Source organism: Exiguobacterium sp. s193 (genome assembly GCF_018618755.1).
GTDB lineage: Bacteria > Bacillota > Bacilli > Exiguobacteriales > Exiguobacteriaceae > Exiguobacterium_A.
Map to the genome: position 1 here is coordinate 38,275 of NZ_JACSMR010000012.1, position 20,805 is coordinate 59,079.

Annotated in this window: 22 protein-coding genes; 12 read left to right on the forward strand and 10 right to left on the reverse strand. The window is 47.4% G+C overall.

The genetic code is table 11. From position 1 onward, the window contains the following. Nucleotides 1-59: 59 nt before the first annotated feature. Both KNQ04_RS13130 and KNQ04_RS13135 read left to right on the forward strand, forming a co-directional pair. A complete protein-coding gene (locus KNQ04_RS13130; RefSeq protein WP_214851282.1) occupies nt 60-1,223 on the forward strand; it encodes an MFS transporter in 1,164 nt (387 codons plus the stop codon). 102 nt (nt 1,224-1,325) lie between these two features. Further along, on the forward strand, nt 1,326-1,985 hold the full coding sequence (locus KNQ04_RS13135) for a hypothetical protein (RefSeq protein WP_214851283.1): 660 nt from the start codon (nt 1,326-1,328) through the stop codon (nt 1,983-1,985). 44 nt (nt 1,986-2,029) lie between these two features. Here KNQ04_RS13135 and KNQ04_RS13140 read toward each other — a convergent pair whose 3' ends face one another. Next, complete coding sequence (locus KNQ04_RS13140; protein WP_214851284.1) at nt 2,030-2,635, reverse strand: GNAT family N-acetyltransferase; 606 nt, start codon at nt 2,633-2,635, stop codon at nt 2,030-2,032. A 252-nt stretch (nt 2,636-2,887) separates the two neighbouring features. On the opposite strand from KNQ04_RS13140, the gene KNQ04_RS13145 reads away from it, so the two are divergent. Both KNQ04_RS13145 and KNQ04_RS13150 read left to right on the forward strand, forming a co-directional pair. Next, nucleotides 2,888-3,487, forward strand: a complete 600-nt coding sequence (locus KNQ04_RS13145) for a hypothetical protein (protein WP_214851285.1) — start codon at nt 2,888-2,890, stop codon at nt 3,485-3,487. 101 nt (nt 3,488-3,588) lie between these two features. Continuing rightward, a complete protein-coding gene (locus tag KNQ04_RS13150) occupies nt 3,589-6,819 on the forward strand; it encodes an ABC transporter permease (RefSeq protein WP_214851286.1) in 3,231 nt (1,076 codons plus the stop codon). Nucleotides 6,820-6,867: 48 nt separating this feature from the next. On the opposite strand, the gene KNQ04_RS13155 is transcribed toward KNQ04_RS13150, so the two are convergent. The 3 genes from KNQ04_RS13155 to KNQ04_RS13165 all read right to left on the reverse strand — a co-directional run bounded on the left by KNQ04_RS13155 (nt 6,868) and on the right by KNQ04_RS13165 (nt 8,208). Next, the gene (locus KNQ04_RS13155) at nt 6,868-7,329 is read right to left on the reverse strand and encodes a hypothetical protein (protein ID WP_214851287.1); all 462 of its coding nucleotides are present in this window, start codon (nt 7,327-7,329) and stop codon (nt 6,868-6,870) included. Between the two features lie 22 nt (nt 7,330-7,351). Continuing rightward, nucleotides 7,352-7,819: a hypothetical protein gene (locus tag KNQ04_RS13160; protein ID WP_214851289.1), complete on the reverse strand. Its 468-nt coding sequence runs from the start codon at nt 7,817-7,819 to the stop codon at nt 7,352-7,354. Nucleotides 7,820-7,908: 89 nt separating this feature from the next. Next, the gene (locus KNQ04_RS13165; protein ID WP_214851291.1) at nt 7,909-8,208 is read right to left on the reverse strand and encodes a putative quinol monooxygenase; all 300 of its coding nucleotides are present in this window, start codon (nt 8,206-8,208) and stop codon (nt 7,909-7,911) included. 117 nt (nt 8,209-8,325) lie between these two features. Between KNQ04_RS13165 and KNQ04_RS13170 the strand changes: the two genes are divergently transcribed. From KNQ04_RS13170 to KNQ04_RS13195, 6 genes are all read left to right on the forward strand, one after another. Then, a complete protein-coding gene (locus tag KNQ04_RS13170) occupies nt 8,326-8,718 on the forward strand; it encodes a hypothetical protein (RefSeq protein WP_214851292.1) in 393 nt (130 codons plus the stop codon). Continuing rightward, nucleotides 8,711-8,887 (forward strand): hypothetical protein, encoded by a 177-nt coding sequence (locus tag KNQ04_RS13175; RefSeq protein ID WP_214851293.1) that lies wholly within the window; start codon nt 8,711-8,713, stop codon nt 8,885-8,887. The genes KNQ04_RS13170 and KNQ04_RS13175 overlap by 8 nt, the downstream gene beginning before the upstream one ends. 320 nt (nt 8,888-9,207) lie before the next feature. Then, nucleotides 9,208-11,466 (forward strand): putative bifunctional diguanylate cyclase/phosphodiesterase, encoded by a 2,259-nt coding sequence (locus KNQ04_RS13180; RefSeq protein WP_214851294.1) that lies wholly within the window; start codon nt 9,208-9,210, stop codon nt 11,464-11,466. Between the two features lie 167 nt (nt 11,467-11,633). Next, on the forward strand, nt 11,634-13,511 hold the full coding sequence (locus KNQ04_RS13185) for a DUF4084 domain-containing protein (protein ID WP_214851295.1): 1,878 nt from the start codon (nt 11,634-11,636) through the stop codon (nt 13,509-13,511). 63 nt (nt 13,512-13,574) lie between these two features. Next, nucleotides 13,575-13,778: a hypothetical protein gene (locus tag KNQ04_RS13190; RefSeq protein WP_214851296.1), complete on the forward strand. Its 204-nt coding sequence runs from the start codon at nt 13,575-13,577 to the stop codon at nt 13,776-13,778. 29 nt (nt 13,779-13,807) lie between these two features. Next, nucleotides 13,808-13,996 (forward strand): hypothetical protein, encoded by a 189-nt coding sequence (locus KNQ04_RS13195; protein ID WP_159172527.1) that lies wholly within the window; start codon nt 13,808-13,810, stop codon nt 13,994-13,996. Nucleotides 13,997-14,070: 74 nt separating this feature from the next. Here KNQ04_RS13195 and KNQ04_RS13200 read toward each other — a convergent pair whose 3' ends face one another. The 6 genes from KNQ04_RS13200 to KNQ04_RS13220 all read right to left on the reverse strand — a co-directional run bounded on the left by KNQ04_RS13200 (nt 14,071) and on the right by KNQ04_RS13220 (nt 19,426). Next, complete coding sequence (locus KNQ04_RS13200; protein ID WP_214851297.1) at nt 14,071-14,604, reverse strand: hypothetical protein; 534 nt, start codon at nt 14,602-14,604, stop codon at nt 14,071-14,073. Between the two features lie 20 nt (nt 14,605-14,624). Then, nucleotides 14,625-15,296: a 5'-methylthioadenosine/S-adenosylhomocysteine nucleosidase family protein gene (locus KNQ04_RS13205; protein ID WP_214851380.1), complete on the reverse strand. Its 672-nt coding sequence runs from the start codon at nt 15,294-15,296 to the stop codon at nt 14,625-14,627. Between the two features lie 33 nt (nt 15,297-15,329). Continuing rightward, nucleotides 15,330-15,647 carry a hypothetical protein gene (locus KNQ04_RS15670; RefSeq protein WP_251137054.1) on the reverse strand — a complete coding sequence of 106 codons (318 nt, stop codon included), beginning with the start codon at nt 15,645-15,647 and terminating at the stop codon, nt 15,330-15,332. Next, nucleotides 15,648-15,827 (reverse strand): hypothetical protein, encoded by a 180-nt coding sequence (locus tag KNQ04_RS15675; RefSeq protein WP_251137055.1) that lies wholly within the window; start codon nt 15,825-15,827, stop codon nt 15,648-15,650. Nucleotides 15,828-16,051: 224 nt separating this feature from the next. Continuing rightward, entirely contained in the window at nt 16,052-17,512 is a 1,461-nt protein-coding gene (bglA, locus tag KNQ04_RS13215; RefSeq protein WP_214851298.1) for a 6-phospho-beta-glucosidase BglA, read from the reverse strand. Between the two features lie 15 nt (nt 17,513-17,527). Next, on the reverse strand, nt 17,528-19,426 hold the full coding sequence (locus KNQ04_RS13220) for a beta-glucoside-specific PTS transporter subunit IIABC (protein WP_214851299.1): 1,899 nt from the start codon (nt 19,424-19,426) through the stop codon (nt 17,528-17,530). A gap of 165 nt (nt 19,427-19,591) precedes the next feature. On the opposite strand from KNQ04_RS13220, the gene KNQ04_RS13225 reads away from it, so the two are divergent. Then, nucleotides 19,592-20,302 (forward strand): GntR family transcriptional regulator, encoded by a 711-nt coding sequence (locus KNQ04_RS13225; protein WP_214851301.1) that lies wholly within the window; start codon nt 19,592-19,594, stop codon nt 20,300-20,302. A gap of 242 nt (nt 20,303-20,544) precedes the next feature. After that, on the forward strand, nt 20,545-20,760 hold the full coding sequence (locus KNQ04_RS13230; RefSeq protein WP_214851303.1) for a hypothetical protein: 216 nt from the start codon (nt 20,545-20,547) through the stop codon (nt 20,758-20,760). Nucleotides 20,761-20,805: the final 45 nt, after the last annotated feature.

Consider the following 20,805-nt stretch of genomic DNA (forward strand, 5'->3'; position numbering starts at 1 on the left):
CCACATTTATCCGATATGCTATTGGTAATATATGTATAAAGAAAGCAGGTGGATTCCCCTTGTCTCGTGCTACGACGCTCCTGGCTTCATTCGGCATTTCGCAATTCGGCGATTTCATTTATCTCGTCGCAATCAATGTCTATCTCTATCAACTGACCGGCTCCGCCACCGCTGTCGCCGGACTCTGGATCATCGGTCCTGTTGCCGCCCTGTTCACGAAATTTTGGGTCGGCAGTCTGATTGACCGGGTCGATGTACGCAGGTGGTTGATCGGGACGGATTTCGTCCGGGCGTTGCTCGTCGCGCTGATTCCGCTCCTGTCGACACTGCCGTTGATGTACCTGACGCTGTTTGCCCTCGCCCTTGTCAAAGCGTTTTTCGAACCTGCCGCGACGACCTACCTGACACAACTCGTGCCAGACACCGGTCGGAAAACGTTTAATGCCTATCGTGGTCTGATCACGTCGAGTGCTTTTTTGATTGGTCCGGCGTTAGCCGGTCTGCTGTTACTCGTCGCGACAGCCGATGTCGCGATTTGGATCAATGCCGGCTCGTTTGTCGTTTCCGGCATATTACTAGCTTTCCTGCCTTCCGTCCCTCGTCCGCCCGCTGTCGAGAAATCACGATTCGCCGACGTCGCAGCGGACTGGCGCACCGTCGCCCGATTCAGTCGGTCGAACCGGTTTATCATCGCGGTTTATGTCATCGGATTGTTGACGATGAGCCTTGCGCTTGCGATGGACGCCCAGGAAGTCGTCTTTCTGCAGACCGTCGTCGGACTATCGGTAACCGATTATGGACTGTTGATCAGTATAACGGGCATCGGTTCCGTGCTCGGTGGACTGACCGTTGCCCGTTTCTCGCGTCACCTGTCGCTCAAAACGTTACTCGTCAGCGGTTATTCGTTCGTCGCGACCGGATTCATCTTGCTCGGGTTTTTTAATGCCTTTTCCGGGACCGGCTTCGTGACATTTTATCAAAACAATGTGCCGGATGAATTGATGGGTCGGGTAACAAGTCTTTATGGACTCGGGCAAAGTGTACTCCACATCGTGTTGATTTTATTCGTTGGTTTTACCGGTGACCTGTTCCCGCTCCGCTTCACCGTGTTGACGGCGGCCGGTGTATTAATCGGGCTGAGTCTGCTTCAAAGCATCGCTGTCCTCTTGCCGGGTAAACAACTATTTTTTAAAGAAGATTTGCCGACGAAACGCATTTCCTAAATCAGACGACGTGACATTCTCCTTTTGAAATTACAAATTATGCTAAAATCAAGTCAGCTACATAGTTTTTTTAGACCATGATACGAACGGAGTGAAAGCTACATGCACATTTTGATTGGACAACCGAAACAAGAAACTGACTTACAGCAATTGCGGCGAGAGCTTGCCGCCTATCCCGACATCGACATCGTGTTGTACCCGGAAGGCTACTGCCGGCAGACCGATCTCGTGACGCTCTGTCAACTTGCAAAACAGTATACGACAATGATCGTCACCGGGTACCGGGACGCCGACCGGTTGGACCGGGCATTGATCATTAACGAACATGGAGAAATCCTTCTCGACCGTGCGAAGACACCGGAAGCTGGTCCGCTCTATCAACCGTCGACCGTCGCGGATAATGACCATCGGTACGGGTACTTGCTCTGTCGCGAAATCTTCTTAGGACTCGATGGGCTGAAGAACGATACCATTGAAGTGATCTTCAATCCGATCGGCGTCGGGATGTTCAGTCCGGAACAATATGCCGAGTGGTCGGGCGAAGCAGCCCGCATCAGCCGCCAGCAATCCGCTATCGTCATCGGGACGAGTCATGCCGACGGGTCTTACCGCAACTGCGGCTTTTCGATTCCGACGGCGTTTGCGTATGACGCGACCGGTGAAGCGATTTTCCTGTCAAAAGACGATCGACGGACACGGATTCTCGATACGGTCACGAACACGGTTACCGTCATCGATTCGTTGATTGAAAACAGAACATAATCAAAAGCCCCCGACCGCTTAAAATGGCCGGGGGCTTCATTTGCTCATTGATGTTGTTTTTCGTTCTGTCCCGCTGCCTGACGTTGCGTCACGTACTCATCCCGTAAAATGGAGTACATCTTGACATCGTGAAACGTCCCTTTGATGAAAATCAAGCGGCGTAACGTGCCTTCGTACGTCATCCCGACCTTCTCCATCACCCGTGCTGAACCGACGTTCGGCTCCATACACCGTGCCTGAATCCGCTCCAGCTCCAATTCCTCAAAACCGAATGCCAACACTCGTTCCGTAGCTTCCGTGACGATGCCTTTGCCCCAGAATTGCCGCGATAAGGCGTACCCAAGTTCTGCTTGTTTATTCTCATCAAGTAGCAGATGAATAAAATCGATCGTGCCGATCATCTGTCCCGTCGCCTTCCATTCCATTGCCCACGGTGCCTGTTTCCCCTGTTCATAGTTCGATAGGACGTGCGTCAGGAATTGCTCTGCCTGGTCCACCGTCTGATTTGCGTTCCACGTCACGTAACGCGCCGTCTCCTCGTCCTGGGTATAGGCGAACAAATCATCCAAGTCCTCCTGGCGCATCGGACGTAACAGCAAGCGGTCCGTTTCAAGTGTTGGTAACATCTTGTAAAATTGTTCAGTTGTCATTCAAGATCCTCCGTTTCTTTTTTACATTATATACAAAAAACATTTCGGTTCCACATCATTTTTTTGTTTCATCTTTTCAACATGTCGATAATCAGGTACCGGACGTAATCCAACCCGTCGAACGCTTATTTTCACTTTCTCATTCCCATCTTACACGAAGATGAGTTGCATTTGGTAATAATAAACAGTATATTTAATCTAATTATTCTGATAATTGTTTCCAAATTAAACAGAAGAAGGAGTGTTCCAATCATGACTACTCAAAAACGAGTGCTTTCACTTGCTACTGTCGCCGTGCTTGCCGGTGGCGCTGTCTTCGCTTTTACAACTTACGATGGATCAGCTGTACAGGATAAAACCAATTCAACAGCCCAGGTTAAAGTCAAGCAAGTCAGCACTACGAACGTCTCCAGTACACCATCGATTCAAAAATTAATGAGTGCCGGAATGGTCCAGACGTATCCGGGAGATCCGGCTTTAAAGAAAAATACTTTCCGCGTTGACCCGATCGTCTTAGCCGCCCCAAAAGAATTAAAGCTGAAGGAAAAGGACGGGTACCGCTATATCACGGTTCCGCTCATCTTACACGATAAAGAAGGTACGTCAGACGGATATAGCGTCTATCGTCCGAATGCTTTTTCAATCAATGACGGTCACGGACATGACTATGCTCCGGTCGACTACATCAGTCATAACAAAAAAGCCTGGAAGTACGAACATCAATACATCGCTCCGAACCGTCTCGTGATGGATGTCGTCTACCACGTCCCGAAAAATGCCAATACGTTTGTTATGTTTGCGTCAAGCGATGCGTTCCCGAAGACATATACCGTCAAAATCAGCATCGATTAACATGGTGACTTTTTCTACCCTAATCGGTTAAAACGACGGCCGGTTCCGATTCGGAATGGGCCGTCTTTCATGTCGCTACACGTAAAAGGAGGTGGACGCTTATGATGTCCTTCATTTGGAACTCATGGTGGCGAAACAAGGAGCGATTCATCCTGTTACTCGTCGGTGTCCTGATTGTCAGTACAGGACTCAGCTATTTAATCGGGACGACCCAAGCAAACAATGGGACCGTCGTTGACGAACTGCAAAAACGCTGGAACTCGTCATATGATATCGTCGTCCGGCCGCCGGGAAGCCGGAGCGTGACGGAAGATTTACATTTACTCGAGCCGAATTATATGAGCGGTCTCGACGGCGGCATCACGATGAAACAATACAAGACGATCAAAGACATCACGGACGTCGAAGTCGCAGCGCCGATCGCGATGATCGGAAATAACTCGACACGCTCCTCCGTCGGGACGCATACGTTTGATGACCCCGGAGTCTATAAGCTGACGATCACCGATTATCAAAATACCGGTCTGCAGGTCGACAAGTCGACGACGGTCCGTTATTTAGCCGCCGGCTGGGATGCGAGTGGCGATACGAGACAATCCGGTGTCTCACCGGTCGGTCTCGGAAAACAACCGCTCGACGAGTATGGCAGTGATACGATGATTGCCGGAATTGATCCGGAAGCGGAAGCACAACTCGTCGGACTTGATCAAGCGACAAAAAACGTGGACCACAGCCGTTATTTCACGGATGAAGACGTCGTGACGGCGCTCGAGAACGTCGATATGATTCCGGTTTTAATGAATGAACGGGATTACATCGATGCGTCCCGGACCTATAAATATGAAAAACTTGATTTACCGCTGATTGATGACTCGATGGTACCGACGATTCAAGAGGTCACGAAAAAGGGCGGCAAAACATACTTAGACAAGCTCCCTACCGTCGATGAAAAGGCACCGACGTATAAAATCACGACGGCGCAAGTCCAAAAACAATTCATTCATGATATTTTGAACAATTCGTTACCTGAAAAATACAGCGGCTACTCGGAATGGCTGATTCTCAAGCCTTCACCAATCACCTATCAATCCGTCAAGAGTCCCTATCCCTCCCGGTGGCCCTTTACTTATCAGGTCGAACCGAAGCTGATCAACCCGGATTCCCTGCTTGCGAAACGCAGCATGTACCGGGCAGCACGCGAGTTCGGGACATCGAGTGATGACTGGCCGCGGATCAATCCGTATTACATCGGTGTGTTTGATCCGAAAAAATTAAACTTGTCGAAAGATCCGTTGACGGAACTGCCGATGGAAACCTATTTCCCGGCAAAGGCACAGTGGGTCATGGATAAAAATGAGACACCAATCAACCCACCGCGTGACGTCAAACCAACAAACGATCCGTATGATTTCATGACGAAACCACCTTCGATGTTGACGACGCTTGACGCCGCCTTCAAGATTCGCGGTAAAAAAGCCATCTCCGTCATCCGTGTCAATGTCAAAGGCATCGATACGATGAATGAACAAAGCGAAAAAAAATTACAAGCTGTCGCGCAGGAAATCGAAGACAAAACCGGACTGATCACGGATGTGACGCTCGGTTCGTCTCCGCAGCTCGCGCTGACGTATCTGCCCGGACTCAAAGATCAGCCGGCACTCGGCTGGGTCCAGCAGCCCTGGATTAAACTCGGTTCCTCGATGGCGATTTTCCAGGAAGCGAAAGTCGGGATGAGCGGTGTCATTGCAAGCGTCATTTTAGTGGCGCTCGTCTATGTCTTCAGTTCGAACATCATCCTGCTTTACGCCCGAAAAAAAGAATTTGCGATTTTACTGGCACTCGGCTGGCGCCCGCGCCAGCTGTCGAAGATGTTATTCCTCGAAGCGACGTTACTCGGGTCACTCGTCGCCTTGATTGCCTGGACGATTCTCGGGACATTTTGGCTGACGACCGATCATCCAATCGCACTCGGCCGAATCGTTCTGATAGGTCTCGCCGGACTATTGATTTACTGGGGCGGTACGTTCGTCCCGATGCTGTTGATTCGAAAAATTCAACCGTATGAAAGCATCCAGGCGGGAGAAGTCTCGCGCGGGCGTCGATTCGTCCGTTCGCAGTCCGTCCTTGGCATGAGCATCAACCAATTGGCGACGTACTGGCAACGGACATTACTGTCGCTTGTCGCAATCGCCTTACCGACCAGTTTGTTCATCTTCTTCCTGTTCGTCACGTTCCGGCTCAAGGGGGTCTTGTATGCGTCCTGGCTCGGCGAATTCGTTGCCCTTGAAGTCGGCATGATGCATTATGTCGCAATGGGGGTCGCCCTGCTGATCGCCATCTTGACGACGACGGAAATCATGTGGCAAAACGTCAACGAACGAAAATCACAACTCGCCGTGCTGAAAGCGACCGGCTGGCGCGACGGGATGATCCGTCAACTCGTCTTGCTGGAAGGGGTAATGACCGGTCTGTTTGCCGGATTGATTGGCCTCGTCGTCTCACTCGGCTTGATTTTCAAGATGTACAATCAATTCCCGACGGCCGAGCTCGGGTTCTTGAGTCTAACGCTGTTGGTTCCGATTACGACAGGAATCATCGGTGCTTTATTACCCGCCTACCGTGCGGTTAAAATCAAACCGAATGCAGCCATCGGGAGCGTTGCCGTCAATGCCAAGGCGACGGAACGTCGTTTTAAAGTCGCGCTCGGAACAGTCGGGACCGCACTCGTCGCGAGTGTCGCCGGACTATTCTTCTTTGCGACGACGAGTGAAGTCGAACAACCGGCGGCCGAGCCGACAACCCAAACAACTGAAACGACGACAGGGACAAAGCTTGCCGATTTGACCGCCAAAAAATCGACCGCTAAACAACCGTCGAAACGGGAGACGGCAAAAATCGAAAAGCTGATGAATCAGGGGCTGCTCAAAACCTATCCCGGGGATCCAAAATTAAAGGATGCCACCTTCCGTGTCGGGAAACTGTTAGCCCGTCCGCCGGCTGAACTCAAACTGACGCAGCAAGCCGGTAAACGCTACATCACGCTCCCGTTGTTTTTACATGACCCGGATATTACAGAAGATGTACTCGGTGCCTACAGTCAATATAAACCGGACCGGTTCACGCTTCAGGATGGGAATGGGCATGTCTACGAAACGGTCGACTATGTCAACCGGAATGAGAAAGCCTGGAAAAACAGTTACCAGTACTTTGCTCCCTATAAATCAAGGGTCGATCTCGTCTACGAAGTACCGGAAACGGAAAATGTCTTCGTCATGTTCGCGTCAAGTGACGCGTTTGCAAAACCGACTACCGTTAAAATCGAACTCAACTAAAAAACAGTACTTCCACACGCTGACGAATCAACGGGTGGAAGTACTGTTTTAGTTTGCCATCCGTGGTTTCTTGCGTAGATCGTCGTCCGTCGGGTGACTCGGATCGGTCCGCATGATGCGCAGTTCCAGGTATTGCTTCAAAAAGGCAATCAACAGCAGAGCCAGCAGAAGAACGATCGAAACAGGTGTACTCAAGTAATCAGGAAACCGTGCCAGAAGAGCAATCGGCAGAAGAATGGGAACGAGACAGAATTCAACCGTGTAACGTAAACGAATCAGCCGCCGTGCTGCTTTGATACTTGATAGGGCACTGATCCGCCTCGCCTTTCCGAACAGTAACAGTCCATGGATGAGGACGAGGATGACGAGCAGTGGGACAATCCATTCGTCAGCTCCCGTTTGAACCAAGCCATACAAACAAAGTGCGACGACTACTACCAATACCAATCGTTTCAAAAAATTTCGCTTCTTTTCCTGCTGCATGATTAGAATTTTCGTTTGTTTTTCCATTTTGTTCATCCCCTACTTAAAGTCATCTGGCTTTCAGTTCAGGTGCTTTACTGCGTAGTTCTTTTTTTGTCGGATGCAGCGGATCAAGAGTCTGCACCTTCCGCTCCAGGTACACATCAATCAGATAAAAAAGCAGCAGGCCGATAAAGTAACCGATAAAACTTGGTACAAGCGACAATTCTAACCCGATTAATAACGGGAAGAAAAATGCAATCAGACCGATTAACGCAAAATCAACCGCGTAGCGGAGTCGGATCAGGTTGCGCGCCGGTTGGCTGTTTGATAATGCTCCGACCCGTTTCGCTTCAATCCAGTGCAGGCATCCGTGTGCGAGAAAGCTGACTCCGACCAGGATTTTTGGCCATGTCGCCGTATCATACTGAATGAATGAAAAGACACCCAGTCCGAACAGTACAGCAAAAATAATACGAATGAACGCAATCCGTTCTTTTTCTTCCCGGATGCGTTGAATTCTTCGTCGTTTTTCCATTGTCTTCACCTCATGTATACTCTACGTCAATCGGCAAAAAAAGTTCTAATTTTTTACAAACTTTTGACCGAAACATCAAAAATTACCCTTTATAACCCTTTTCCGCCTTGCGGATCGAATGTCAACAAGCGTTCCATTCCCGTGATGAGCGGGCGTGCCTGCTCAATCAGGCGCCGCGTCGCCGGAAGCTCGAGTGACGCCTTGTGCGACGCTTGACTCGTCCAGATTTCGTGGACGATGACCGTGTCCGCTTCATCGGAGACACTGACGATATAATGTAGACATGATGTGACATATTCGAGCGAGTCTGCTGCTTCCAGCAGAAGCTCCACTAATTTTTCTTGTTGTCCCGCTGTCGTCGTAAATTTCCCGCAAATCCCGTAACTCATCCTGTTTCCTCCTTATTGTTACTTAGTTTTTGACCGGTATCCATTCATAGCTTGAAACATTTTCCTTGCCGTGCCGTAGAACAGGGTAACATCGACTCACTTCCAGGAGGACTTACTTTGACGACACGCACGAAACGAATCGTATCAGCACTCTACATACTTTTGTTCGGAATGACCCTGTTCAGTATCTTCTTTGAACAGACAGGCGTTACCTTCTTTTCGGTCGTCCAACTCGGCGTCCTCAGTTATTTTTATTTTGATTTCCTGAGTCAGAATACGCATCACTCTAGTCCAACAAAAGAACAGGACATCATTCACCGCAGTACGCAGCCTCATTTTCGGATCATCCAGATTTTATTATTTTTGTTAATCGGCATCGATTATTTATTTTTCAGGCAGACCGATTTGTTGCTCGTTAGCGCTTTTTCGATTTCGATTGCGGTACCGGCCATCATCCGTTATGTCCGTTTGCGGAAGAATAACCACTTAAAGGAGGAGAACGATGTCTAACCGCAGTTCGCTCGTCAGCTTGACGACCATTTTGACCATCATCCTGCTCAGTTTATTTTTATTGGATGCCATACCTGAAGTAATGTTTTTAGTATTCTTCATCCCGTTAGCACTTTGTATGCTGATTCTCGGGATCAGCGAACTCCGACACGTGTTACGTGAAAAGTAGGAGACTTTTTTGTGTTGTGCCGATTTGAAGCCGTCGCGCAACGTCACACACTTCCTCTTTTCCTGCTCCGCCTTAGATACACATCAGAACGTCTGGTCCAAGAACAATCGATTGATTAAGAAAACGCCGATGATTCCTTATGATAAACGGAATCATCGGCGTTTCTTGTACCAAGAGCGGAATGACTGCTAAGTACAAGGATTTTTCATTTTTTTGACTAAACCCGTGTCCACCTCTCGATTTTTTAGAGCATCTTGCCGATAAAAAGATATAGGGAAAAACTATCTTTAGACAACTCGCATAGAGGAGGACAATCAACCATGGTCTTCAAAAACATTCTTGTGCTATTGACGATCGTCGTGTCTGCTATCTATCTGATAAGCAACACATTCATCTCGACAGCTAGCACCCGGATACTGCTGTCGAACGGTGTACAATTCAGCATTGGCATCATCAGTTTCTACTGGCTGTGGCAAGTTTATCAACAAAAAACGACTCGATTAAAAACATTTTGGCTTCTCTTATCACTGGGTGTATTTTTCTCGACATTCGGGACAGCCATTTGGTTTTACTTAACCTTGATTAATCAAGAGATCAACACCCCTCTTCTGTCTAATTTTATCTGGGTCCTCTCATACGTTTGTTACTTGAGTGCCTTGATTTATAAAATCCGCGCGAACGTCGTTGATTTTTCGAACAAATCGTATTTTTTTAATACAGTCATCTATATGATTGCTTCCATTTCAATCAGTTATCATTATTTGCTGTCACCGCTGATTGCCTTAAAGTTTTCGACTACTTTATCGATTACCTATACTGTCATCTTTTTAGTGATTGATTTGGCACTGCTTTTTTTAGTCATCACCCTGTATTATTTGCTTCATTTTGAAAAAGAGAACAGAAGCTTATTTTTCTTAGTCACGGGATTATTACTCCAACTAGTCGGTGATTCCTTGTTCTCTTACTTTTCTACACAACAGACGTACACGGCTGGCGGGTTTGTCGACTATATTTGGACCACCGCCTTACTCTTGATTGGCTTTACGGGCTATCGCTATAGCAAAGGGATTTCGTCGCATGAACCGAAGAAAAAGCTTCCCCTCCTTCAGCGCGAATTTTTATTTCCCTACTTAAGCATCATTGTTTTGACAATCCTGATGATTGAAAGTTACGACTGGCGAATCAATTCGTTAAGTTTTGGTTGGTTTTTAATTTTCGTGATGATCATCACCCGTCAATCCTTCGTCATGGTTAAAAATAAGAAGCTCTTTACGGAACTCCAACATTTAGCCTATTACGACCCTTTGACACAAATCGGGAATCGTCTGAATTTCATCAATACCGTTGACCGCTATTTGACAACTGAATCGATGACCCACTTCGCCCTAATCCTAGTCAATTTAAATCGCTTTAAAATGATCAATGACGCGCTCGGTCATCGAATTGGTGACGATGTCCTAAAAGAAGTCGCTTCAAGGCTTAGTTTGACCCATAATGGCAGTTTGCCGGTGTTCCGGATCGGTGGCGATGAATTCGTCATCTTGGTAGAAAATGATTGTGCGGTCGCTTATCAAGATTTTACGAGTACAATCATCCAGGAATTACACGTCCCATTTATCATGTCTGATCATGAATTTTCTGTAAAAACAAATATTGGTATCAGTATTTACCCTCAGCATGGCGAAAATGCAGAAGACTTACTCAAAAATGCAAGTACGGCCCTCCATCATTCGAAAACATCAGGCAAAAACGATTTCATCATCTACAGTGAACGGCTAGAATCGGATGTCCTTCGAAAAATGGAACTCGAAGTTCAATTACAAAAAGCAATCGAACTGAATCAATTGTCCGTCCACTACCAACCGAAAGTGCATTTACAAACGAAGACGATTGTCGGGATGGAAGCGTTAGTGAGGTGGGAACATCCGCATCTCGGTATGATCTCCCCTGTTGAATTCATCCCGATTGCTGAAGAGACGGGTTTGATCAATGAGATTGGAGAGTGGGTTTTACGGACCGCTTGTACGCAAAGTAAACAGTGGCAAGCGAGTGGTTATCCTCCCCTGTTACTTTCTGTCAACGTATCGGCTCTTCAATTTCAAAATCGTCATTTTTGTGAAGTCGTGTCGTCAATTTTACTGGAAACCGACTTGCAGCCGAACCATCTCGAACTCGAGATTACGGAAAGTATCGTCCAAAATATTACGGAGAGCGTCTCCATCTTAAAAAAATTAAAGAAAATCGGTGTCAAATGTTCGATTGACGATTTTGGGACAGGCTATTCTTCCTTAAGTGTCCTTGAACAATTACCCATCGATACGATAAAAATTGATAAATCCTTCATCGACCGGTTAAGTCGAAGCAGTCGATCGCCAATGGTCAAAACCATCGTCGAACTCGGTTTGAATCTGCAACTGAATGTCGTCGCCGAAGGCATCGAATCATCCAGTCAGTCGACGATCTTGAAAGAGTATGGCTGCTCCATCGGACAAGGGTATCTCTTCTCTAAACCAATCAATGCACAACACTTCACGGAGTTGCTGGATGCCCTTTATCAAAAAAATGAATTCGTCTTCTAAATGGCGTGTATTCTTTTACATGAAAGTAGTTCATGCACGGACTGCTTTCATTTTTTTATCCATCCGCTTCATTTTTTTGTATTATTCTGTTTTTTAGAAGACATTGTTTACCATTCTCTTTATACTTGTAGTTTAATGTCTGATTCATTCATGAAGGAGTTTGGTCCATGGTTAATCGTAAGTTACCATCCTATTCGTTATTATTTCTCTTTGTATTCATAACGAGCTATTACAGTTGGATTTATTACTGGAGAGAAGACGCCTATATCCAGCAATTCGGGGGTAACCTCTTTTCTTTGTTAGGTATGGCGGTTACTGTCTGTTGGACGTTTATGGCTGTCCGACAGGTCTCAAAAAAAGAAAAGTTGTTTTGGGCAATCCTGTTGGTCGCGAATAGCAGTTACTTGATTGCTGAAATCTATTGGTTTTATTTTGAAAGTATCCGACAAACGGGTGTCAGCTACCCGGGAGTTACTGATATGTTTTACTTGATGCAAGTCTTCACGATTCTTGTAGCACTTTTATATAAGATTGTGACACAAACTAAAAACCAAGAACGGATTCCGTTTGTCTTTGATACACTGATCGTCATGGTCGTCGCAACGACGTTATCCTGGCATTTCATCCTTACACCCATCTTGAAGTCCGATACGGTTTCGTTGCTCTCACTGATTGTTTCCTTAGCTTACCCGATCGGTGATTTAGGCATCTTGATCGCCATCGTCTTCATTTTATTCAGTACATCAAAACAATCGAATACGGTTTACTTACTCATTTTGTTTTTTGCCTTATTCATTCAAACTGTTGCTGATTCGGTGTACTTGTACTTAATCTCATTCAATGATTACACGTCCGGAAGCTATATCGATCCCTTATTCATCCTTGCCGGTCTACTGATTGGTATAGCTGGCCGACTGACAGTCCGTTCAAATTCGACAGAAGAGCAGTCACCGGAATCAGTCAAACGGTTGACGATTTTTCAAATCGTGACGCCTTATGGAGGTGCGTTAATTCTATTTATTTTTATGGGAATTCACTCGGAAGGAATCGATATCATTACAGTCGGCTCCGGCGTCTCAATCATCCTTGTCTTCATCCGGCAAATCATGATCATCTTCGAGAACCAGCGGCTGTTCAAAAAATATTACATCAAGTCGCAACAACTTGAGCAAAGTGAGGAGCGGTACAAGTGCCTGTTTGAAAATCATCCCGATCCGGTCTATTCGACGAACCTTCATGGTCAATTCGACAGTGTCAATGCCTCTTGCACACAGCTTCTCGGTTACAGCCAAGAGGAATTGTTACAAAAAAGTAGCCTTGCCTTCGTCGCGCCGTCCGACCGTCCCTTCGTGTCACGCGAAGTTAAACAAGTTTTTACCGGCACAGCACGACATTATGAAGTCGAAATCGAAAGCCGTTCCGGAACAAGATCGTTCATGCATATTACGAATGTACCGATCATCGTCCAAAAACAACTAGTCGGTGTGTTCGGAATCGGGAAAGACATGACGGAAATCAAGGAGAAGGAACAACGGATTCATTATCTCGCATATCATGATACGTTAACCGGACTAGCCAACCGCTCGTCTTTCGAAGAAACATTAGAACAAACGTTACGTGCACCCTCGACGAAACGTGCCTCACTCTTGTTCATGGATCTGAATGATTTTAAAGACGTCAATGATACGTTCGGACATGACATCGGTGACCGACTCCTCGTCTCTTTCGCTATGCGTCTTCAGTCTTTTCAAGAGCACTTTACGATCATCGCCCGGCTGGGAGGAGATGAATTCACATTATTGTTAGTCAATCGGTCGTCCGATGAGGTAGAACAGCTGACGAAACAGGTCTTCTCCACACTAAACGAACCCCATGCGCTCGCGAACGAATTGATTCATTGTCCCCCGAGTATCGGTATCGCTTCCTATCCCGATCAGGCACGGACGGGTGACGAGTTGATTAAATTTGCTGATTCCGCCATGTATCAAGCAAAAACGATTAGACAAGGACATTATGCGTTCTTCGATTCGACAACGTCGATGTAATCGTTTTTTGTATGATTCTCACTTAAAAAATAAACATCAGGATTACAAGGGAGGAATCGTTCAATGAACCGATTTTGTACACAATGCAACACCCGACTGGTCGAAGACTGTGAAGTCCACGTCAAAGGTGCGATGTATGGCTTAAAGATTAAAAAACCGGGTCGTTTTTTCAGTAAGGCATCTGCTGAAGCGAAAGCTGCCGTTTGTCCGAAGTGCGGACTGGTCCAACTTTATATCGATCAACCAAACGCCTTTCTAAAAACATAACAATGATTTGAAAGAAAGGAACGTTTTAAGTGAGTAAATACCACATATCAAGTATCCGCCTACTTCTAATCATGATCGTTTTTACGATTTTCTGGTATTATTTTTTAGAATTGCCGCTTGGGTATGGAATTGTCATTCTTCCTGTCACTGTCGGTTATACGATTTATCGCAACTTCAAAGCGGCTCAGTCAGAAAAACAAGAGTCTGAACAAAATTAGCAGCCGATGCACGCATACGTAAGACGCAGTTCCGGGATTTCATCCGAGACTGCGTCTTTTTTGTCATTAAGCTTTTAGCGTTGGCGATCGTTCTTGACGGAATCAATCGTTCGAAAGACATCTGAATACAACGCTGTGATATGTGCATCAGTATTTATATCGTTGTAGAGACCGTATTCCCAGGACAACTCTTTTTTTCCGTGTAAGTATCCGAACGCATACGACTGGGCGTTGTCACCGGCTGCTTCATACGTTAACTCTTTCATGACGAACGGCAGATAGCCCTTCGTCGACCCGATGAAAAATGTCGGAATCCGTAAATTTTTGTAGACACGAACATATTGCTCTTGATCGGCCTCTTTCAGATGATCTTTCATGATGAAGACCCCATCAAACTCGGATGAAATCCGGGCAGTCGGGGTTAGTTCCTGAAGCGACACCGGAGTGAACCGGACAGTGTCCTCCCGAACAGTCGGCTGTTTCCCGACGACGGCTACCTGTAACCGGTCCCCGTCATACTTCGGCGACTTCATCTCTTCCGTTTGATCCGCCCCGCAGCCGGCTAACGCCGTGACTGTCACCAAACAAGCGAACAATCGCTTTTTCATGCGTTTCCCCTCCTGACGTTTTAAACGAATCGTGTCAGATAGTCATCGAATATTTTGTGCATCACTTTTGGCGTATTCGCTATGTAGACGTTGATTTGTTCCTCGTTCGATTGGACCGGATCGAGGTCTGTCTCGTCCGTCGGAAAATCGGAGATGCCTTTAATGATGATACATTCGACTTTGTTTTTCTGACAGATATAGGCGATTGCGCCGGCTTCCGTATCGGCGACCGTGATGGCATTGTCTTTCAGCTCCAAGTAATCGTTCCACATCACGACGGCCCGTTCTGCCGTACCGATTGTTCCGGTGTGAAAATCTGTCTGGTAAGCCGCAACGTCGAGTTCAACGATGAAGGATGGCTTAATCAACGGCTCCACTTCCTTCACCGTACAATCATACTGGACCGCGCGGTTTGGCACGATGATATCGAGTACGGCAAACGACTCATCGATGCCGGCACAGGTCCCGGCAACGATGATTTTCGTAAGCGAGAACCGTGCCATCATGTACTGGTTGGCCCCGACCCCGTTTACTTTCCGGACACCGGTGCTGTAGAACATGATACGTTTACCGGTAATCGTCCGGAAAAAATATTCGCCGTACGGGTAGGAAATACGTTCTGACTCATCTACATCATAATACGCGAGCGTCGCTTCAAATTCCCATATCGTCGCGATACTGACACCAATCATTGGTGCTTTCTTGAATGCTTCCGTCTCCACGGATCAATCCCATTTTTCTTCCGCGTCCACCCAGTGGCGCCGTTTTAAATCAAGTGCTTCTGTTTCATCGTGTACACCGAAATAGGCTGGCAGTTTTACGCTGTCGCCGCCTGCTTCTTGCCAACATGTGCTGAACCATTCACCAAACACGCGTTGTTCCTGTTCGAACAGGATTTCATCGTGTGCCTCATAAAAGTCATCAAACGCACCCATGTGCTCTTCTGCGACATGATAATAGGACATCTCTTCGAGCACACTTGTACTTCCAGCAAAACCGGATTTCCCGGGTTCTTGAAAGACTTCATTTGCATCGCGGTCCATTTAAAAGAGCATGATGGATAGTTCATGGTTGCTCGGCTCGATGAACGCTGAAAAATCAAGGAGTTCGACGTCTGCCGCAAAGGTATAGCCGACGACTTCTCTTAAGTTGTTAACTAATACCGCGGACTGCTGTTCGAGATTCGATTTGATCGTCTCTAGGTGTTTTTCTACTGTAAACATATGATCACTCCTCTTGTTTTTACCACCCTATTTTTAGGTGTTTTTTTCAACCGCATACAAAAAATGGATGATCTCTTTGTTATCATCTCTTGTTTATCCGCTTCTAGCAAGTCCTTTTCTTTTTTTCAACAGTACACTTAACTCGCTGACTTAAAAAGGAATCACTCGATTCACGCTTATGTCCCTTTAAGGGTTGCGTGAGGCAAATGATTCCTTTTATTAACTTACCGCTCTGTTACTTTGTCATACGATAACTCTTGTCCGTTCGTCGCAATGACCTGTTTGTACCAGTCGAATGAATCTTTTTTCATCCGTTCCATCGAGCCGTTGCCTTCATTATCGCGGTCGACATAAATCATCCCGTAGCGTTTCTTCATCTCACCCGTCGTGAACGAGACGATGTCGATGATGCCCCATGGCGTATAGCCCATCAGTTCAACGCCGTCTTCCGTGACTGCTTCCGTCAACGCCTCGATGTGCGTCTTCAAGTAATCAATCCGGGCTGCATCGTGAATCTTGCCGTCCTCAATCGTATCGACGGCCCCAAAGCCGTTTTCGACGATGAAGAGCGGGAGCTGGTAGCGGTCATACAGACGGTTCAGGACGTAACGGAGACCGACCGGATCAATCGCCCAGCCCCAGTCACTCGACTGGATGTACGGATTCTCGACGCCGTTCGCGAGACCGCCGTTGACGATATTACCCGTATTGTTGACGGTCGCATCATGCTTGACGGTCGTCGACATGTAATAGCTGAAGCCGATGTAATCAACCGTTCCGTTTTTCAGAATCTCGTCGTCACCGGCGAGAATCGGGATCTGATAGCCTTCGCGTTCGAACTCTTTTAAGGCGTAGTTCGGATAATAACCGCGGGCTTGGACGTCCGGGAAGAAGTAACGTTGGCGCATCGATTTTTCTGCCAGCATGACGTCTTCCGGATGTGACGAGTACGGATAGATCGGGACGTGGGAAATCATCGCCCCAATTTGGAAATTGGGATTGATTGCTTTCCCTTTTGCGACAGCAAGGGCACTGGCGATCAACTCATGGTGACCAGTCTGGTACATGACCTCCATCGCGTTTTCGCCCGGTTCGACTTTGACACCGGAGTTCGTCCAAAGGAACAACGGATTTTCAACATCCATCTTGTTGTTGATTTCGTTGAACGTCATCCAGTATTTCACTTTATCTTTGTAGCGCGTGAAGCAGACTTCGGCAAACCGTTCGAAGAAGTCGGCGACTTTCCGGTTACGGAACCCGCCGTATTCGCGTGCCAGGTGGAGTGGCATTTCAAAGTGCGATAACGTGATGATCGGCTCGATGCCGTGCTTAATCAATTCGTCAAAGACATCATCATAAAACTGCAGTCCCGCTTCGTTCGGTTCCGTTTCGTCCCCGTTCGGGAAAATCCGGCTCCAGCCAATCGATGTCCGGAGACACTTCAATCCCATCTCGGCGAATAGCGCAATGTCTTCTTGATAGCGGTGATAAAAATCAATCGCCTCATGGTTCGGATAAAACGTCCCCTCTTCGATCGTCTCGGTGATCTGGCGGGCAACGCCATGCGCGCCTGCTGTCATGACATCGACGACACTTGGTCCTTTGCCTCCGGCGTTCCAGCCGCCTTCAAATTGATGGGCAGCCAGTGCGCCGCCCCATAAAAAGTCGTGTGGTAATGTTTTCATCTTGATTTCCTCCTTTTATTTAACGACGGTCACGATCGGTTCGTTCGCCGCAATCGTTTCAGTCTGTTCGATGATCAGTTTGGCATAAGCAGACGCATTGGTGACGATGACCGGTGTAATCGTTTTGAGTCCACGTGCTTCAATCATCGTCACGTCAAACTCGAGCAACCGTTGTCCGACTTCAACGGTATCGCCTTCAGCAACGAGCACGTTAAACGGTGTTCCGCCCAAATTGACGGTATCCAGTCCGACATGGATTAGGATTTCGACTCCACTCGTCGACCGGAGTCCGATCGCATGTTTCGTCGGCGCGACCATGACGACCGTTCCGTTAAACGGCGCATCGACCTGCGGCGTGGACGGTACGACTGCAAAACCGTCACCCATCGCACCGGAGGCAAACACTTCGTCCGGGACGTCCATCAGGCGGACGACTTGACCTGACAACGGCGATACAATCGTTTCTTCGTTCGTCAGTGTCACACTGACTTCTTGTTCATGGACAACTGGTGCTGCTTGTCCTGTTGGAGTTGCCGCTGCCACCGTATCTTCACCAAACCCGAGTACTTGGATCAAGACGACCGGTAAGACGAGGGCGATTGCGGCACCAATCAAAAGACCGATAATCGACGACGGGTAATCGGAACTGATGCCGTTGACGAGTGTTAACGGTCCCGGTAGACCGGCGTAGGCAAAATAATATGGTTTAAAGAAACTAGCGACGACGGCTCCGACCGCGCCCGAGATACAACCGTAGATGAACGGTTTCTTAAACCGTAACGTCACCCCGTAAATCGCCGGTTCCGTGATTCCGAAAATCCCCGTCAGACCGGCCGAGACACCGACTTTTTTTGTTTCCTTGTTGCGTGTTTTTAAGATGACGCCTAGGACGGCACCGACCTGAGCGATGACGGCGATCGTCTGATAGGCTTGGAACGAGTCGCGTCCATACTGTTCGAAGTTCGCAAGGACCATCGGCGTGACACCCCAGTGGACACCGAAGATGACGATGACTTGCCAAAAACCACCAATCAAAAGTCCAGCGAGTGCCGGTGCGTGGTCGGCGAGATAGTTATACCCGTTGGCAATCCCTTCTGCTCCGAGTGTCGTAATCGGACCAATCAGCAAAATCGTCAATGGGACCATGATGACCATACTGAAGAACGGGACGAACAGCGGTTTGATGACATCATTGATCGTCCGGTTCAAGAACCGTTCGAGATACGATAAAATCCAGACGAGAAACAACGGTGGTAAGACCGATGACGTGTAGGTCGTTCCGGATAACGCGATGCCGATGAAGGAAATCGACTCACCCGCGACAACACGTGCTGCCATATCAGCCCACGATGGACTGACGAGTGCCGCGCTACAGGCGACAGCGATGAAGGGATTGACTTTAAAATGATTAGCTGCCGTGATGGCGATGAAAATCGGTAAAAACGTAAACGGTGCCCATGAGATAAAGCTGAACACTTCATAGGTTCCCGTTTTTGCGAAGTCCTTAAACAGTAAAGAAATCAGGATGAGTGCACCTTGCAAAATTCCCGCTGCTGCCAGGATATAGACGAATGGAGCGAAGACGGCTGACATCGTTGCGATGATCCGGTTCAAGATGGTACCTTTGTTCGCTTGTATGTCTTCAGCCGTATCATCGAGCTGGACCAATTTCGAAAACGCTTCATAAACCTCACCGACATGCTGACCGATGACGACCTGGAACTGCCCTCCGGATTCGACGACCGTGATGACGCCCGGCAGTGCTGCCACTTGCTCCTTTGCCGCCGTGTCCGACCGCTTCAAGACGAGTCGTAACCGCGTCGCGCACCGCGCTGCACTGATGATATTGTCTTCCCCTCCGACCGCCTCTAAGATCGACCGGGCAAGTTTTTCATAATCCCGCACTTTACTCATGTAAGAACCTCCTTTTTATGATAACCCTTTCATGCACTCTTATTGTAATTGTACATGTACAATTAATCAATACATATTTAATTTAAAAAGACATGTTCGCAAGTATCACCCTTTCATTATGATATAGTTGTGATATAACAATTTTTACGTAAATGAGGGTGAACCATGCTGAAATATCAACAAACGGCGACGGAAATCGAAGCCTATATTGAACGACATGCGTTACAGCAAGGCGATAAATTACCAGTCCTCGATCAACTGATCCGCCAATTTGAAGTCAGTAAGACAACGATGACAAAAGCGCTCGAATTGCTGGAGCGTAAAGGAATCATCTTTCAAGTCCGGGGCAGCGGGATTTTCGTCCGGAAGACGAACCGCAAAGGCTACATCGAACTTTTTTCGACGCAAGGGTTCAAACAAAATCTGGTCGCGCACGACATCCAGTCGAACGTCTTGTCGTTTGAGCTGATCCCGTGCCCGGAAACGATTGCCGAAAATCTCGGTACTACACCAGGCGACATGGTTTATTTCGTGAAACGGATCCGCTATATCGACGGCAACATCATGTGCCTTGAGGAATCCTATTATCGCCAAGCAATCGTGCCTTACTTGAACCGGGAAATCGTCGAACAATCGATTTTCGAGTATCTTGAGACGGCACTCGGGCTGAACATCGGCTTTTCCGACATGTACATGCACGTCGGTAAATTGCCGGAGACGATTGCGGAACATTTGGAACTTGAAGCCGGTGATCCGGCATTGACGGTCGAGACGATTTTCCATTTGACGAACGGTCGTCCGTTCGATTATTCCGTCATCACCTATCATTACGAACACTCGCAATTCGTCGTTCAGGCGAACGGCTTGTATTTATGAGGGGACTTCTCACATGAATGAAGAAGTGCTTTTTTATTACGGCATACTTGCTGGCGGTTTTGTGTTAATTACTCTGAGCGTATTAATATTTTTTTCTTCGTCATGACAGTGAAGCGAGAATCAAGCATTATGTCGGAACACTTCTGATGTTGTTGTGTGGTGTAGGACTAATTGTTTATACCGTTCCGAGCCTAAAATATGTCTTCTTTCAGGATTATGTGACAATTAAAGGAACCTGTACGGTGGAATACGATGATCAATCCAAACCGCGGACGATTGATCTTTATTACGATGAAACAGGTGACTCTTTCAGTTTCTTGGATCGGGCCGACCTCGGTGCGTACGGACCGGATGTCCCGTATACCTGTCACGTGACGGCGACAAAAGATCATGCATTTCCGATTGCTTACCGGATTTATGATGTCAAGACGGATCGGCTGTTGTATTCGTCTGAATGACTGGTCAAGTTAGAGAAAACTACATGATTGCGGATTTGATGATTT